The organism is Pontibacillus chungwhensis BH030062 (assembly GCF_000770675.1).
GTDB lineage: Bacteria > Bacillota > Bacilli > Bacillales > BH030062 > Pontibacillus > Pontibacillus chungwhensis.
In genome coordinates, this window is record NZ_AVBG01000004.1 from 119,130 (window position 1) to 134,494 (window position 15,365).

At 38.2% G+C, this 15,365-nt stretch carries 14 protein-coding genes; 5 read left to right on the forward strand and 9 right to left on the reverse strand.

The annotated features are described in order from the left end of the window. Positions 1-20: 20 nt before the first annotated feature. The 4 genes from N780_RS07320 to N780_RS07335 all read right to left on the reverse strand — a co-directional run bounded on the left by N780_RS07320 (position 21) and on the right by N780_RS07335 (position 4,834). The gene (locus N780_RS07320; RefSeq protein ID WP_036781935.1) at positions 21-1,643 is read right to left on the reverse strand and encodes an N-acetylmuramoyl-L-alanine amidase family protein; all 1,623 of its coding nucleotides are present in this window, start codon (positions 1,641-1,643) and stop codon (positions 21-23) included. A gap of 219 nt (positions 1,644-1,862) precedes the next feature. After that, positions 1,863-2,897: an AbrB family transcriptional regulator gene (locus tag N780_RS07325; RefSeq protein WP_036781937.1), complete on the reverse strand. Its 1,035-nt coding sequence runs from the start codon at positions 2,895-2,897 to the stop codon at positions 1,863-1,865. 217 nt (positions 2,898-3,114) lie between these two features. Further along, the gene (locus N780_RS07330; protein ID WP_036781940.1) at positions 3,115-4,038 is read right to left on the reverse strand and encodes an HD domain-containing phosphohydrolase; all 924 of its coding nucleotides are present in this window, start codon (positions 4,036-4,038) and stop codon (positions 3,115-3,117) included. 406 nt (positions 4,039-4,444) lie between these two features. Further along, positions 4,445-4,834, reverse strand: a complete 390-nt coding sequence (locus N780_RS07335) for a hypothetical protein (RefSeq protein WP_036781942.1) — start codon at positions 4,832-4,834, stop codon at positions 4,445-4,447. A gap of 176 nt (positions 4,835-5,010) precedes the next feature. Here N780_RS07335 and N780_RS07340 point away from each other — a divergent pair, with 176 nt between their 5' ends. Beyond that, a complete protein-coding gene (locus N780_RS07340) occupies positions 5,011-5,244 on the forward strand; it encodes a hypothetical protein (protein WP_036781944.1) in 234 nt (77 codons plus the stop codon). 6 nt (positions 5,245-5,250) lie between these two features. On the opposite strand, the gene N780_RS07345 is transcribed toward N780_RS07340, so the two are convergent. Beyond that, positions 5,251-6,216, reverse strand: a complete 966-nt coding sequence (locus N780_RS07345; RefSeq protein ID WP_036781946.1) for a quinone oxidoreductase family protein — start codon at positions 6,214-6,216, stop codon at positions 5,251-5,253. Positions 6,217-6,321: 105 nt separating this feature from the next. Further along, on the reverse strand, positions 6,322-6,729 hold the full coding sequence (locus N780_RS07350; RefSeq protein WP_036781948.1) for a VOC family protein: 408 nt from the start codon (positions 6,727-6,729) through the stop codon (positions 6,322-6,324). A gap of 179 nt (positions 6,730-6,908) precedes the next feature. Here N780_RS07350 and N780_RS07355 point away from each other — a divergent pair, with 179 nt between their 5' ends. Further along, on the forward strand, positions 6,909-7,115 hold the full coding sequence (locus N780_RS07355) for a hypothetical protein (RefSeq protein WP_036781950.1): 207 nt from the start codon (positions 6,909-6,911) through the stop codon (positions 7,113-7,115). 548 nt (positions 7,116-7,663) lie between these two features. Continuing rightward, positions 7,664-10,396 carry a glycoside hydrolase family 31 protein gene (locus N780_RS07360; RefSeq protein WP_084599436.1) on the forward strand — a complete coding sequence of 911 codons (2,733 nt, stop codon included), beginning with the start codon at positions 7,664-7,666 and terminating at the stop codon, positions 10,394-10,396. A gap of 48 nt (positions 10,397-10,444) precedes the next feature. On the opposite strand, the gene N780_RS07365 is transcribed toward N780_RS07360, so the two are convergent. Together N780_RS07365 and N780_RS07370 are read right to left on the reverse strand one after the other, a co-directional pair. Next, entirely contained in the window at positions 10,445-11,986 is a 1,542-nt protein-coding gene (locus N780_RS07365; RefSeq protein ID WP_036781952.1) for a BCCT family transporter, read from the reverse strand. 343 nt (positions 11,987-12,329) lie between these two features. After that, on the reverse strand, positions 12,330-12,743 hold the full coding sequence (locus tag N780_RS07370; RefSeq protein ID WP_036781953.1) for an ATP synthase subunit C-like protein: 414 nt from the start codon (positions 12,741-12,743) through the stop codon (positions 12,330-12,332). Positions 12,744-12,932: 189 nt separating this feature from the next. Between N780_RS07370 and N780_RS07375 the strand changes: the two genes are divergently transcribed. Together N780_RS07375 and N780_RS07380 are read left to right on the forward strand one after the other, a co-directional pair. Then, positions 12,933-13,367: a VOC family protein gene (locus N780_RS07375; RefSeq protein ID WP_036781954.1), complete on the forward strand. Its 435-nt coding sequence runs from the start codon at positions 12,933-12,935 to the stop codon at positions 13,365-13,367. A gap of 209 nt (positions 13,368-13,576) precedes the next feature. After that, positions 13,577-14,107 (forward strand): DUF420 domain-containing protein, encoded by a 531-nt coding sequence (locus tag N780_RS07380; protein WP_036781955.1) that lies wholly within the window; start codon positions 13,577-13,579, stop codon positions 14,105-14,107. Positions 14,108-14,150: 43 nt separating this feature from the next. Here N780_RS07380 and rsgA read toward each other — a convergent pair whose 3' ends face one another. Beyond that, positions 14,151-15,170 carry a ribosome small subunit-dependent GTPase A gene (gene rsgA / locus N780_RS07385; RefSeq protein ID WP_036781956.1) on the reverse strand — a complete coding sequence of 340 codons (1,020 nt, stop codon included), beginning with the start codon at positions 15,168-15,170 and terminating at the stop codon, positions 14,151-14,153. Between the last annotated feature and the right edge of the window lie 195 nt (positions 15,171-15,365).

The following is a 15,365-nucleotide window of genomic DNA, read 5'->3' on the forward strand; positions in this document are numbered from 1 at the left end:
TTCTTTATGTGATTTTTGATTTAATAGGATGTAAAATAATTGACTACACCGTTAGCTGTATTCTTTACAAACTCTTCTTTATGAGCCTCATCTTTGATAGCTGAAAGGTCGGACCAATTAGATAGGAAACCTATTTCAATTAAAACAGAGGGTACAGTGTTCATTCTGTTTACACGATAATGTGTTGTCCCGTCTAATCCACGAGGACTCGCTCCAAACACTCCTTTGATCTCTGACCAAATTGATGTGGCTAAAACTTCACTTTTTTCAGGGTAATCATTCTGTTCACCTTGATCACACCATTCTTCTGAAGTATCGCAAGGGGTCGTATTATAAAATAACTCTGACCCGCTCACAGAAGAGCTCTCAATGTTATTTGCATGAATAGATAAAAAGATATCCGCATTGTGTTTAGCTGATAGAGCAGCCCGATCATCTAATTCAACGTAGACATCAGAATCTCGAGTTAAAACGACTGTTGCGCCCATCAATTCAAGTTTGTGTTGTAAATCCTTAGAATACTCAAGGTTAATATCTTCTTCTTGGGTTCGACCATCGACCGCTAATGCGCCATTGTCATAACCACCATGACCTGGATCTAAGATGATGGTTTTCCCCTCTAAGATCTGACCATTGGATGACTCTTTTATGTAGTCAGTGTGAGCCCAACCTTCATTTCCGTCATAAGAAACATAAGCCCACTCTCCGCTATATTTCGTAATTGCAACTTTCGTTCCATAAGTTACTTGGTCTTTTACATACTCACCAGGAGCACTACGTATGTTTAGGACATCAGCTGTAACAAACCCTTGTGTACTTTCATTATAGATATAATCAGAATGGACCCAACCTTTCTTGTCTCCATAGCTGACATAGTACCATACACCACTTGTTTTCAAAATGGACACAGTTGTGCCTTCAGTAATTTGGTCTTTTAATGTACCACTTAGTTTAGGCTCAGTCCTTACGTTAAGGTAATCCGCTGTAACCTTTCCAGTCCTGATGGTTTCATATTCTTGTTCATCTTGATTCTTATAAACCCATGAAGGACCTAAATAAGTTTGTACTTTATACCAATCCCCTCTTCGTTCGACAACGTCCATTGTAGTAGGTTTGGCTGCTCCCATTTTTGTGCTTTTATCAGGAGATTTGTAAATGTTGAAGATTTCTGTGAACGATACTTTTGCAGTTGAATCGGGTTGAGTGGTTTCTTTCTTGACCCAAGTGATTCCAAGATATGTATTTACTTTATACCAATCTCCTTTTCTTTCAAGGACATCCATACTTGTAGGTTTAGCTGCTCCGACTTTAGTAGAGGTATCGGGTGTCTGATAGATATTGAAGATCTCATCAAAACTTACTTGGCCAAGGTCTTCGTTTTCATCAATATAATTCATACTTGACCACCCAATTAAATCTTCAAACTGAATCTTAGCCCAATCTCCTTTTATTTCAAGAATTTGCACTTCGCTGTTATCCTTTAAAGATCCAATAATTGTTCCATCAGTAGGTGTCTCTCTGACATTTAGCGTGGATGTAGTATTCACATCTACGACTCCCGTTTGAGCCGCAACATTCATTACAGGGTTCAGTAATAAGGTAACGCCTAATGCCGTTGATGTCATAATCTTTTTGTAATTCATTCCTTACTCCCTTTCTTCTATTTATCTATGAAATTCCTTTTTTTATCTTTGTAGGAAATTTCAAAGACCCCCTCCTTATATAATGAAAGATTAAACAAAAAGGAACAAGACCTAACAGTAAATTTCGCAAAATTAAATCTATTGAAAATAAGACCTTAAGTTCCTACTTAAGGTCTTTTTTGAAATTATTAGGATATAATCAATGTAGAATTCCTGTAATCATTTAGTGTAGGACCTCTTCTCAAGAAACCATTTCAGTCCAATGGGCACGATGATAACAACAATGAGAAGCCGGATCATTTGAAGAGAACTTACAATAGCAGGGTCCCCTCCAACGCTTTGAGCGGTTAAAGCCATTTCCAACAGTCCCCCTGGTGCAACACTCAAAACACCCGTAGCAAAACTTACACCCACCCATCTACTAAATACATACCCAAAGCCAAATGAGAGAAGAATTAACCATACTGACAAACCTAAATAAACAAAGCAATACTTCCCTGCTTTTTGAATATCTTTTATCGTCACTTTATGACCAAGGTCTACTCCGAGGGTAAGCTGAGCAAATATGAAAAGAGCAGGGGGAAGGATGAACATCTCAAACCCGATTGATTGAAGTGCTCCAACCATAATCATCGGTATAATGACAAAGGCTGCCGGGACTTTGCTACTTAGCTTTACCGCTAAGAAGTAACAGCCCACATACAGCATAATTGTATACCAGGCTCCTCCCCCAGGTTCAGATAACGCAAAAGAAGCTAAGCCCTTTCCTTCATACAGAAAGTGAGTAGCCACGAACGGGATGATGAAGAGCACAGCCATTAACCGAATCGTATGAAAAATGGTGACAAGAACGGTATTACTATGTAAAGAATCACTTAAGGCAATAGATGCAGACAACCCACCTGGTATAGTAGCAAGCATCGACGTATCCGTATGAATCTTGCTCCATTTCGATACCATATACCCGTTAAACAAGCTTATAACGATGATTAACGCTGAGAATAGTAAATAAGGAAAAAAATAGGGGCCAACCTCAGAGAATGTCCCCTTGGTAAATGCCAATCCAAGCTGAACCCCTAGTAAAACAAAACTAACCTGCTTTAATAGATTAGAAGAAGTCACATCCGGACTTATTGTGATCTTAAAAAGGAGTAGCGCAAAGACCGCACCAAGCACCCAGGGTAAAGGGAAATTCAATGAATAAAAGATTAAGCTACCAATAAGGGCGATGAGGTAGGTTATCAATAGGCGCATAACTGACTTCCTCCCTACACAGTTTCGTTCAATTATATAACCTTATACAAAAGGTGAAGAATACTTATCTACTAAAAAATGAAAAAGCTCTCTATTCATATGAATAAAGAGCTTGTCCATTTAATTAAATAATGGAATTGGGACTCCCTGCGGGTCAACGCCAGCAAGAATTGCAAGTCCAGAAATTACCACAAAACCTACCAATTTCTTCATAATTTTACACCCCTTGTTTCATTTTACCCCATTCAGGGATTAAATCAATGAAAATTTTTACAACTTCAGGGTGGAACATTGTTCCTTTGTTTCTTTTTAATTCTTCAATCGCTTCACTTAGACTCATCGCTTTACGATAGGGACGATCTGTAGTCATGGCGTCAAAAGCGTCTACCACACTTACAATGGATGCCAAGGGAGAGATTTGTTCTTTTTGAAGGCCATTTGGATAACCTTTACCATCATATCGCTCATGATGTTGTTCTACAATTTGTGCAGAAGCTTTCATATAAGGACTATCAGTTTCCTCTAATAATTCTTTACCATATGTACAGTGTCTTTTCATTTCTTTCCATTCTTCTTCTGATAGCGGACCTTCCTTTAATAAAATGGATTTAGGAATTTTAATCTTGCCAACATCATGAAGGTAGGATGCATAATTAAGGGTACACATATCATCAGGTGATAAATCCATTTTTTCACCAATCATCATGGACATTTGCATAATTCGTTTGCAGTGTTCGGCTGTATATCCATCTTTAAGAGCCACTTCAACAGCCAATTCTTGATTTTCTCTAACAATGCTAGAAAAAAACTGAAAAACAGGTTGTGAAGATATGTAAATAAATTCAGTTTGCTCTTGTGCTGAGAATATAAATCCATGTTGAACTGGTGCAGCGGACAAGACATCACCAGGTGATACTACTTTTGTTTCTCCTTCTATAGTCACTTTCATTGATCCTCTTACGATAAAGATACTCTCAGACGCTGTCCCTCCTTCTTGTGGTTGCATCGACCATCTTGCTCCCTCTTCTAGCAAGTGATGAATGACTTCCGTTCCATCACCGGTTGCAAGTAATTTAACTGTAAGACCTTTATAGCGTACAGTTTCAATCGGGTTGTCAATTGATGTCAGGTATTGGTTCAAGGTATCCCTTCTTTCATTCGTTCTTTTAATACGTACTAACAGTATAGCAAAAAATAGACGGCTTCTTATATCAAGATAAGTACAACCCCTATAACTATTTAAAACTGCAAACCTCTTTTGCTCTTTATATATTAGTCTACCGTTTATTTTATTTATCGGCTCTCCTTCACAAATATGAACCGTTTATGAGATAAAATATGCTTACACTCATGGTCTCCCCTAATTACCACGTGCTAAACTAAAAATTCTCTAAGATCATTATTTCTGAATTAGGAGATTCTTATCAATCCAAAACAAAAAACTCATAAGTAGAATCACTTATGAGTGCCTTTCACACGTTCATTCTCTTCCTTCAACCTTGACAACAAACACACTAATTCCACCTAAATAACCAGTCTTACTATTTTCAATTAATTGCTTTTGCTCCCTCTCGTTTAAACCATTTGTCTACAATAGGAAACAGATTTGGTTCTGTATCATAGTAATGACCATTAACCATATTCACGGAAAACCCGAATGTTTTTTTATTTCCTTTATACAAGTTTATAGAATAGCGAAAACCACTCCGCTTTTCTTGATTTTCCTGTGGGATAAATTGAACATTTTTCACTTCATTAAGGAATACTTGGAGCCTCTCTTTATCGTCTATGACTCTCATTTCTCCCGTTTCTCCACTCATAATCTCTACATGTGTTATATGAGACAAGTCTCCTTCATAAAACTCTCCTAAATCCTTTGCCTCTAGACCGCAACCCATTAACACTAAAATGAACACAATCATTAATAGCTTCTTCATAGAACTCCTCCTCTACTACCAACTGTCGCTTTAATCCCATAATCGTTACAAATAATGTTTGAAGGTAAACAATATAAAACTTCAAGAAATAAGGAACTCGATTTATTTTTAAACCTTATCAAAAAAATCTCCTAATATGGTATAATAAAGTTACTATATATAAAGTGGGGTTGGCTATGAATACAGAGAGAAGTCCTTTAGATTATAGCGGTGAACGGTTTCCAGTCTATTTTGAAGTGGCCGATTTAGAAACCGCCTACACAACACTAGAATCACTTGATTTTATTGGACAAATTGAGACGAGAGAACATGGCTATATAGTATCTATTACGATGCAACAAATACCTGAAGTCGTCCGAACACTAGCTCATGAAAACATCGCTATTTACGCAATTATCCCTGATGCATAAATCTTTCTAATGTATATTTAAAAGCAACTTACCTGTACTTTTTCTTGATTCTAACCAAGCATGGGCTTCTGAAACTTTTTCCAGGGGGTATTCCTTGCTTATATGTAAACATAGTTGATTTGTTTCTAATAGAGTGAGCACTTCACTTGCCGCTTGCCTAATAGACTCAGGTCGATTTAGCCTTGTGGTTCCAAGACTAAACCCTAATACAGACCGACAACTCTTATGAAGGTCACTTGTTTTAAAGTTTCCTGGACGCCCCCCAGCATTTCCAAATTGGACAAGACGTCCATATTTGGCAAGACAGTCCATACTCTTTTCAGAAACCTCTCCAGCTACTGAATCTAATATGACATCCACTCCTCCGAATTGAGCATTAATGTGTTCATGAAAATCATTGTAAAGTAAAACCTCATCAGCTCCTGCTTTGGTCACCACTTCAGCTTTATCCTTATGACCAACTACTCCAATTACAGTCTTCGCACCCATCCATTTCGCTAATTGAATGGAAGTTGTCCCCACCCCACCCGCTGCGGCATGGATCAGCACCCGTTCACCCGCACGAACCCGCGCAAGATCTGCCAACAATATATATGATAGAATACCTACTGTCGGACAAGCAGCAGCTGTTCGATCATCGAGTCCATCGGGTATGTTATATGTCAAACTTTCCTTCGCAACCACATACTCTGCATACGAACCTTCAACAGGAAAAGCAATCACCCTTTGCCCTGGTTCAACCCTTGTAACCTTATGTCCTTTCTCTACTACAACTCCCATTGCATCGATTCCTGGAGTAAATGGAAGTCCCCCGCTCTTGTTACTCCCAAGTCGCTTCTTGACATCAGCATAATTCACACTTGCCTTGATCACTTTTATTAGTACTTCATCTTCTTCCACCTTTGGCATGTCACATTCGACTATTTGCATCACCTCTGGCCCACCAAACTTCTGCACCTCAATCTTTTTCATGTGAGTTCCCCCTTAAGTAAATGGTTAAGTAAGCTTTCTCCAATTAGTTATCTGAACAGGCAAACATGGTTCGGCTAGCATTCTTTCACAGTCAATTCCTTCTCATTAAATCCCGTTTGTATTCATCAGCACAACACGCCATCCGTCAGGGTCTTCAATCGTTGTTCCTTTTTCTTCCCAATATGGATTTTCAGGCGTGACTTCACAATATCCCATCTCGCTCAGACGATTAACCACCACATTGATTTCATGGGATGAAGGGATATAAAAGACTAATAGATTATCTTGAGTTGGGGCAGGACAAGGACTTCCATCGTCATGCTTAGTAAATTCAAGATGGTACGGTGCATTCGGTAAACCTAAAATAATCCCTTGATACCCCCTATGCCCTGAGAACTCTGTTAATCGGCGTAACCCTAAACCCTTCTCATAAAAATTAATGACCTCCTCAAATTGATCTGTAGGTCGTGCAATTCTTATTTGCGCTACTGTAAAATCACTAAATTCCACTATAAATCCCTCATTTCTTCATTTATTAATATTGTACACAGAATTTCCAGGAAAAGATAATACCCATTAATTATGACTACTGATTATGATTACTTATCAACATGACCACGCACAGTTCTCTTCTGAATGGATACAATATAACACCTAACACAGAAATGATATCCAATTAGGAGGAGAAGAAAATGGGCAAGCGACCTTTAATGATTATTATAGTACTTGTTTTCATTTCAATCGCCGCCTGGGTCGTGTGGCACTTCTATCCCACTGATGTTCAACATAGCTTTCAACTAGCAATCGATCAAACAGAATCTATACAATTCGTTAAAGAAAGAGTTGCAGAAACCGTTGTGGACGATACGATAGAAAGACAAGTGAACAATAAACTGTAGAAGGGAAAAGGGCCTTTAGTTACTGGTAGGTCCTTTTTGTATATATAAAATCATTCACCTCACATTTGTATTAAATTTATATTGGTTTGTAATTATGTTTTTCGTCTTTGATAGAGCTATCATAGTTACTGTAAAGATTATTTACTCATACCATTATTCCTAATGCACTGTTAACGGAGTTCCATTATCCCCCTCTGCCATTACTCCACATGGCTATTAAGCATCCATACCAAGCACAAATACAACACATTTCACGAAATGACAAGTTTGGATATGTATGCCTTTCATACTTATTTTACAACGGTCAACATAATAATAAAGTAACCCTAATTAATATAAAATTAATATAATTCATCATCCTTTTGTATTAAATTTTTTATAACATATAGATAACCTAAACGCTTGCATATACAAATATAACACCTGAAAAATAGTCTATTATACCCATAAAATGAGGTCTCCATTTATAATTGACCAGCGCTTCTTCTTAAATGTACAGTTGTTGTGAAATATAAACTTATTAAAATTTTTAGAAGAGGTGAAGAACTTTGCGTAATTCCAGAACAATTAGAACATTAGCGACAGCAAGTTTAGCAACAAGCTTACTTGTTCCTGTAGCTACTCCATCAAACGTATTAGCCGTAGCAGACGTTTATCCTGAGAAGGAATTAAACAAAGAAGCTGCAGAGAAACAGAAATTGCAAGTACAAGATGTACAAGAAGTAGAAAACGGTGTTCAACTCACCCTTTCAAACAATTATCAAGCCTTTATTCGTTTAAAAGCTGCTGACCTTGCAAAGGTCTCGATCCTAAAACAAGGGGAAAAAGACGAAGCAACAGCCGCTATTAACAAGACAGATTGGGATATTCCTGAATTTAATGTTGAGGAAGATGAAACAACCGTCACCCTTTCAACTGATGAAATCACAGTAAGCATTAATAAAGAACCATTTGGTGTTAAATTTATGGATGACGAAGGTAACGTCATTAACCAGGACAGCATGAAATATGGTTCAGGTTATGAAAACGGAAAACCTTATGTGTTTAAGGACACTGGAAAAAATGAAGATTTCTACGGTTTTGGTGAACAAGCCGGAAAGTTAAATAAACGCGGAGAAAGTATTGGCATGTGGAATAACGATGCTTACGACTATAGTAAGGATACAAAGTATTTATATACTACCGTTCCATTCTTCATCGGTCTAAAAGATGAGAAAGCTTACGGAATCTTCTTTGATAACAGCCATCGCTCTTATTATGAAATGGCAAGTGAAAGTGATGATTACTATTACTTTTATGCAAATGATGGTCAGTTAACTTATTACTTCGCTTACGGACCTGAAATTCAGGATGTTGTAAACCGCTACACAGACCTTACAGGTTCTATGCAGCGCCCTCCAAAGTGGTCTCTTGGTTTACACCAGAGTAAATGGGGATACAAAACAGCAGATGAAATTAAGAATATCGTCGATACATATCGTGAAAAAGATATTCCATTAGATGCTGTTCACCTAGACATTGACCACATGAACGGTTTCCGTAACTTCACGTGGGGGGAAGATTTCACGAAGGATCCAAAGGCTTTCAATGACTATTTAGAAAGCAAAGGTGTTAGTTCTGTAGCTGTAAGTGACCCAGGTATTAAGAAGGATCCTGGATATTACATGTATGATGAAGGTACAGAAAATGGATATTGGGCAACAAACCCAGATGGCAGTCCTTATGTTGGAGAAGTATGGCCTGGAGAATCTGTATTCCCTGACTTCGCTCGCGAAGAAGTACAAGACTGGTGGGCAGAGAGTCACGCGAGGATTATGGACGCAGGTGTTGACGGAATTTGGAATGATATGAACGAACCAGCTGTATTCGATACAGCAACGAAGACGCAGCCACTTGATGTTCAGTACGGAGATATGGATCACTCTGAATTCCATAACATGTTCGCCCACTATGAAGCTGAGGCTACAGATCAAGCATTTGATGTGAACATGGATAATACACGTCCGTTCGTCTTAACACGAGATATGTATGCTGGTTCTCAGCGCTATTCCACTTTATGGACAGGAGATAACGCTAGTACATGGGAATCGTTACAGATGTCTACTCCTATGAATAGTAACGTTGGTCTGTCCGGTATTCCATTCGTGGGTAATGATATCGGCGGATTCGCTAAGCGTCCTTCTGGTGAACTATTCGCGCGTTGGATCCAAATGGGCATGTTCAACCCATTCTCCCGTATTCATGCTGACAACGGAAGTACGGTGGCATTTGATACAGAAGCAAAAGATATCCCAGGCCAAGAACCTTGGCAATATGGACAACAAGTGGAAGATATCAGCAAGAAGTATATCGAAAAACGTTATGAGCTAATGCCTTATCTTTATAACACGTTCATTAAAGCAAGCGAAGATGGTACTCCAGTACAGCAACCACTTGTTTATCAGTTCCAAGAAGATGAGAACACACACGACATTAGTCAACAGTTTATGTTTGGTGAATCACTAATGGTTGCTCCTATTGTCAAGAAGGGCTCTACATCTAAGGAAGTTTACCTACCAAAAGGTGAAACGTGGATCGATTACTGGACTGGCGAACAATTCGAAGGTGGACAAACCATTACCAAACAAGCTGATCTATCTACAATTCCACTTTACGTGAAGAATGATTCCATCATTCCTGAACGCAGCGTTCAACAACACACGGGCGAAAAACCACTTGAAAATCTAACTCTTGATACGTATGTAGCTGATGAAGCAAACTATACATTCATTGAAGATGATGGCAGTACAGAAGATTATAAAGACGGTGAATTTAACAAGACCCACTTCAACGTACAAAAGCACAATTCATCCCTTTATACATTCACACAAGATAAAGAAGTGGAGCAATACGATACTGATCTTCAGTCCTATACAGTGAAACTTCATGATGTAGAAGAGCCTCACTTCGTACGTTCAAATGCTACATTGTATAAAGAGGCATCTAGCGTAGACGAAATGAATAGAACAAAAGAGTCCTATTACTACGATGAAGAATCTAGTACTCTCTTTACGAACATCCCAGCGGATGAACTAAAACAGGTAACCATGTTTATGGACAGTGCAGAGAAGTCTAAGCAAGTTGAGAAGAAACTTAAAAAGTTCCATGCAGAAGATGAAAAGCTTAAGCACAAGTTAAGTAAAGGAAATAAGAAAGAAAAAGTTCAAGAGAAGCTTAAAGAAGTTTCGAACAAAAAGAAAGTGAATATTGCACAACAGATTGAAAGAGCTTCAAAAAAATAACACTAAACCCCGTCTGATCTCTATGTCTGACGGGGTTTTCTATTAACTCTATTCTGACGTAGAAGAAGCAACTTCTCGCTTCCACTTATGTTTTTTCGTCAGTTCTTTTTCATTTTTCAATTCATTGCTAGCCGCTTTGTAAAACGAACCACACATAAGCAGAAGAACAACTGAGAATGGCAGCGCTGAGATAATTAGAATATTTTGCAACCCTTGGGTCCCACCAAAATATACAATGATCCCTGCTACAAAGGAAAGCATGACGCCCCAAACAATTTTCACCATACTTGTTGGCTCCAATGAACCTTTCGAGGTTAACATGCCTAAAACAAACGTAGCTGAGTCTGCTGATGTAATGAAGAAAATGGCGATTACAAACACCGTAATGAAGGACATCAATGTACCTAAAGGATAGTGTTGCAACATCCCAAACGTGGCAGTTTCAAGAGCATATTGTGATATGTCTGCTACTCCACTCTGTTCTAATTCTAATGCGGAAACGCCAAATACAGCAAAGAAAATAAAGCAAACAAGAGAAGGAACAATTAATACACCAGCCATAAATTCTCTTAACGTTCTTCCCTTCGATATACGTGCAATAAAGATTCCAACAAAAGGAGACCAAGAAATCCACCAAGCCCAATAGAAGATGGTCCATGAATTAATCCATCCTCTATTCTCCTCGTTTAAGGGAGCGATTCGAAAGCTCATATCGACGAAATTTGTAAGGTAGTTACCCAGTGAGTTTGTGAACATGTTCAAAATGGTTAATGTCGGACCGACAATGAACAATAAGATCAATAGCGCAAAGCCAAGCCCCATATTAATATTACTTAAATACTTAATCCCTCTATGTATACCTGAATAAGCAGAAATAATGAATAAGACCGTGGAAACGCCAAGAATAATCATCTGAACACGATAATTAGATGGAACACTAAATAAAAACGAAAGTCCTTCATTAATTTGAGCTGACCCAAATCCTAATGTTGCAGCAACTCCGACTACTGTCGCAAATACAGCTAATGTATCAATCAATTTACCTAGTATCCCCTTCATCCTCTCTTCCCCTAGAAGTGGCACGAGCGTAGCACTTATTAGACCTGGATACCCTTTGTGGAACTTAAAGTAAGCCAACACAAGCGCAACAATTCCATAAATGGCCCAAGCAGAGACTCCCCAATGAAAATAAGAATACTGGAGCGATTCTTTAATAGCTAAATCCGTTCCTAATTCTGCGTTAGGTGAACTCTTATATGCATGTGAAATAGGTTCAGACGTTGTCCAAAAGACCATGCCCATCCCCATTCCTGCACTAAATAACATTGCAAACCACGTAGGCAAACTAAAGCTAGGTTGATCAGATTCTTTACCCAACTTTAATTTCCCAAATTTGGAAAAAGTTAAATAAACACAAAAAGCAAAAATAACTACAAAAAGCAAAAGGTAATACCAACCAAACCTTTTAGATATAAATGCCGTAACCTGACTTGAAACCGTCTCTAAATTACTTGGCGCAAATACACCCCACAAGACAAAAAGACCACATACTGTAACGGCATACCAGAATACAGCTGTTACATTTTTCATTACTTCCCCTCCCGTAATACCATTTCCCCATAAATTTTGGAATACTTTCACTTACCTCTTCTGTAATAGGTTAAAACCTCATAATTATATTTCTACATAATTTTTATTACTTGTAGCCATTCGATAAACACTGAATTAAAAGGGATAGAAGATATACGTTATCCATTTTAAATATATAACATTTTTTTGCCATAATTTTTAAAGCGAAATAAACAAACAAATCCACGAATTGGAATCGTATCAGAACATCTAGTCATATATCCCCCACACGATTTAGTGAACATATATTTACAAAAAAAGCAAAGGTCATTCCCCCTAAGGGGAATGACCTTTGCTTTTTTATTTAACTTCCTGTAGTCGTCATTGTCGCTACACCAGCGATGATCGGGAATGCCATTAACAATGGAAGGCAAACCATGAAGAGCATACGGAGCTTTTCTTTCGCTTGTTTATCAGCGTCCCCCGTAAGACTGAGGTAAGTTTTGAACACATGTCCTCCATTAATGAAGGTAATGATTGCCACTAGAATGAGTGGAGTCACTGGATCGATCGTCGATTGATCAAGATTAATAAACCCAAAGACTATTAACACTATTGGAATCACTTCAACTACGGCAACACCTATAAATAACTTCGTTTGAATTGATTGCAGGTTATCCGGATTTTGAGCTACATCATAAAGAGCTTTTCTTGAAATAAAACTAATGCCCCCAGTAGCAATTAACACCGCAATAACAAAGAAATAAATCGGATCCATTTTCTTAACTCCTTCACTTAAAGATCTATGTATAACTATCTTTATTATACAAGATATATCCCGTCTTCTTAACTGTAAATAACAGAGATTAAGGGAAACCTATTACTAAAATCACAAATTTTAAGTAGGAAAAATAGCATTTACTAGAGAAGGTTTTATAAAGATGCAATTTTTAAAGGAGGCAATGCCATGTTTCAAATGAATAGCGTTTTTATACCTGTGACGGATATAGAGCGGTCAAAGAAATGGTATGAAAATAATCTTGGACTACTTAAGGTAGATGAATGGGAAAATGGTTCTGACCATGGAGCGGGATATGTCTTTTCGAGGGGAAATACCGGTCTTGCTTTAATTGAAGTAACAGAACCTCAGTCTACTGCATTTACAAGGAAAGGATCTCAGCCAAACGTCTACTTCAATTTCTCCACTGATGACATTGAAGGGGATTATCAGAGATTAGTAGACAGAAACGTAATCACCTCTCCGATCCAATACTCTGAAGAGGTTAGCATGTTTGATTTTAAAGACCCTGATGGAAATTCTTTTAGTGTGGTTCAGGAATCTTCAAACTCCCCTTATCATGAGAATCATATATTGATGCTCCAAAGGCAGTATTCTGAGTGAAAGTGATAGGCGATTCTCTCACGCAAGGTAGGGATATGTTGATCACTCCCAAAAGAACCCATATATCTTATAGCCCATTTAGTTAATAAGTTTCTCAACCAAAAAAATTAACAAATTTGTCACTGTTCTAGACAGTTCGATAGTGAATCTTTCGGTCATTTTCGCTATACTCGAAAATGAACGATTTATCTAAGAGAGGTTGAGAGGTTTTGCAAATTGAGAAAAATTTCAACTATGTACCTTGGGTCGTTGGCCTATCCATTGCGATCAACGCCATTGTCGTAGCCCTTTTATTTATACCGAAAATAGAAAGCAGTTCAAGCTTTGATATTACCATATTGCCACTTGTAAATGCTGTATTAAACTCGTTTACAACGGTCTTCTTGGTCGCTGCTTTATTTATGATTATCCGCAAAAATGTAAAATGGCATAAACGCTTTATCTTCGCAGCGTTTACGTCAACTGCTCTGTTCTTAGTTTCGTATCTCACCTATCACTCTATGGCGAGCTCTACATCTTTCGGCGGAGAAGGGTTCATTCAGTATGTCTACTACTTTATCTTGATCACTCATATTGTTTTGGCTGCTGCTATCGTGCCACTAGCTTTGCTTACACTTTTCCGTGGACTTTCTATGAAAGTAGACAAGCACCGTAAAATTGCACGTTGGACAATGCCTTTGTGGCTATATGTAAGTATTACAGGTGTAGTAGTTTACTTAATGATCTCACCTTATTATTAAAAAAAGTCAGCTTCATTTTAAAATGAAGCTGACTTTTTTATAATTATCTTTTATATGACTTCGGCCCGTGAAGCATCCGATTCACACGGTGGGCACTGTACTGTTCTTTCAGCGCCAGACGATGAAGTTCGCGTTTTAATTTCTCATAATTCTTTAGACGTCCTTCCTCAAGCTCCCCTGATTCAATAGCTCGTTTAACAGCACAACCAGGTTCGCTACGGTGCTTGCAATCCCGAAACTTACACTCGGAACTGAGCTGTTCAATGTCAGAGAATGTCTTCCCTACAGTATCTTCATTCCCCCAAAGCTGCAATTCCCGCATGCCAGGTGTGTCTATTACAGTCGTCCCATTTGGTAGAGAAAATAATTCTCGGTGCGTTGTGGTATGACGTCCACGATCATCATCAAAACGAACTTCTTGGGTAAGCTGTATATTCTCACCCATTAAGCTGTTTATAAGCGTTGACTTCCCTACACCTGATGAACCAATTAAAGAAATGGTCTCGTCTTTCTTCAACTCACTCTTTAACTCTTGAATACCCTCTCCTGTAAGATTACTCACCGTATAAACCGCGACACCAGGGGCAGCAAGTGTAAGTTCTTCCAATCGATGTTCGAGATCTTCACACAAATCTTTTTTCGTACAAATAATTACAGGTACTGCTCCACTCTCATAAACTTGTAGCACATATCGTTCAATTCGGTTGATATTAAATTCGCTCGTCAAAGCTGTCACGATAAAAACTTTATCAATGTTCGCTGCAATGATCTGTTCTCCATGTGTTTCTCCAGCTCTTTTACGTGATAATAAAGTACGTCTTGTGAGCACACGTTGAATAAGTGCTTTCTCACCATTATCGAATGGAACAAACACAACCCAGTCTCCAACTGCCGGAAGCTCTCTTTGGCCTTGTGCCATATGATAAAGACCTCCTGAAAGACGGCCTTCAAGAGTTCTTTGTTCCGTGAACAACGTGTAGTGCCCATGCGTTGCTTTAGCAACGCGCCCCACTCTTTCATCTTGCTTTAACTCACATGAAGCTTCATTCATAATTCCGGTCATTTAATTCCTCCATTAGTTTGGAGGACGCGATCAGAGTTGATGGGCCCTCCATTGATGATTTTGTAATGATTGGTTAGATTTAAGTTGTACATTTGCCATAACACATCAACTCCTCGCATCTTAGTTCCTTTTATTATATCAGAACATTTAAATAAATCTATAATAATTTCCAAATTCTGTACCTTCATTACATAC